The organism is Caballeronia sp. BR00000012568055, from assembly GCF_029439455.1.
Taxonomy (GTDB): Bacteria; Pseudomonadota; Gammaproteobacteria; order Burkholderiales; family Burkholderiaceae; genus Caballeronia.
This window is the reverse complement of sequence record NZ_JAQFVG010000232.1, coordinates 1-1,691: the sequence shown is the minus strand read 5'-3', so window position 1 is coordinate 1,691 and position 1,691 is coordinate 1. Positions and strand designations below refer to the sequence as shown.

General features: G+C 58.9%; 2 protein-coding genes. Both read left to right on the top strand.

All coding sequences use genetic code 11. The features are described from left to right. Positions 1 to 181 precede the first annotated feature (181 nt). A complete protein-coding gene (locus P7F28_RS10400; RefSeq protein ID WP_277184402.1) occupies positions 182 to 448 on the top strand; it encodes a hypothetical protein in 267 nt (88 codons plus the stop codon). Continuing rightward, positions 445 to 1,691: hypothetical protein (locus tag P7F28_RS10395; protein WP_277184401.1), on the top strand; the 1,247-nt coding region annotated here is incomplete at its 3' end. The genes P7F28_RS10400 and P7F28_RS10395, both read left to right, overlap by 4 nt.

The following is a 1,691-nucleotide window of genomic DNA, read 5'->3' as shown; positions in this document are numbered from 1 at the left end:
GTTCTCTGACTGAGCGCTCCGGATTTCCGGGCGCTCCCTGCTCGCCACGTCCCCGGAAGGGACGTGGCGCGTAGGTCTTCACTTCGACGATTTTCAAAAGCTCGCTCCCTCACCGGAGCGGGCTTTTTTTTCGTCCGTCGCATCCCGCGATGGGCCTTTCTCAACGGAGGTGCTGTTCATGCTGTTACCTGACCGCCTCGATCAACGTATCGCCGAGGCCATCAAGTATCAAATCGACAACGAGCGCGAACAAGCGGATACCACGTCTGCTTTCTGGCGCGAACGCTGCGAAGTCGAGCGCGTCGCGATGTTCAGCGATGCGCAGCGCGCTGTCTTCATCTCCCACGTAAGCGTTCGTCGCGGCAGTGCGGTGGCCCATGAGATGCGATCTCAGGCCAAAACGCTACGGACCCACGCCATCTTCTTTCTTGCAAGGAAACCGTCATGAACGCAGTCGTTCAGATGTTCGATCACGCGCCGCGCAGTCTCGTGGAAGAACGCGTGATCCGGCCGCCCACGATCGGCAAGATCCGGCCCGGTATCAAGGTGCTCACGCGCGCGCATCAGAGCAACGAAAAAGCGGCGAAGCTTTATCACGAGATGGTGGCCGCAGGCGAGTCGTACGAAGCCATCGGCAAGGTTTTGGAAACGTCCCTGCAACTTCGCAATGCGCTCATTCCCAAGAACGTGCCGTATTTCGTATGCAGACGCTCGGACTTTTGCAATCCGGACACCGCCGACGAGATATTGAGGCTCTATGGCGAAGATCGCGGGCAGGGGCCGAAGCTGTATCGGTTCCCTGTGATGTTCGCGTTCGACGACTGGTTGCGCAACGTGCCGAATCAGATGGCCGCGTACACGAGCTCGGGCCGGCAGTACTTTTCCGAGTATGACCGCGACGGGAAACGCTATTGCAAGATGTACGCCCCGGTCGAGCGTGATGCTCGCGCTCAGCGTGCGCGGCGGTCCTTCGGTGGTCGACTCGTCGTGCATCGTCAGGACGATGACATTCCCGATGGCATCTGCGATCCGCATCTCTGTCCGCAGTATCAGGACCGAAAGTGCAATCTCACGGCAACCTTCGTATTCGCCATCCCCGAGGTCAGAGGGTTGGGCCTGATCGAATTACCGACAAATTCCATCTACGTGCTTCAGAAAGCGTATTCGGCGATGCAGACCGTTTCGCTTGCGCGCGGCCGACTCACTGGCACGCGTTTCTGGCTATCGAAGAAGGAATTCGAGATCACCCGCATTGACGATAACGGACAACCCGTGCGGCAAAAGCAGATGTTGACCGTACTTGACGCCGATATCGATCTGAGCGCACTGCTGGATGGTGCGGAGCAAAGCCAGCCCGCATTGGAAGCGGCCAGTCGCGCGGTTGAACTCGTCGAAGCCGATACGCGTGGCGAAGGATCGGACAACGGGCCGCTTCAGCATGGCGATGCAAATCGTCAGGATCCGAACGAACCGCTCGAAGACAAGCGACAACGCTTGACCGATCTGCTGCACCGTCTGGGTCTCAACCAACCGGCGCGACAAAACGCCTTTCGCATCTATGCGCACCATACATACGGGCGCGGCTGGATCGAACGCGTGGTCGACGTCGATGCGATGAATGCACGGCTCGAAGATGGGTTGGACGATCCTGCTTCGCTTGATGGTGAGATTCAGGATGCGGTCGCGCAAGC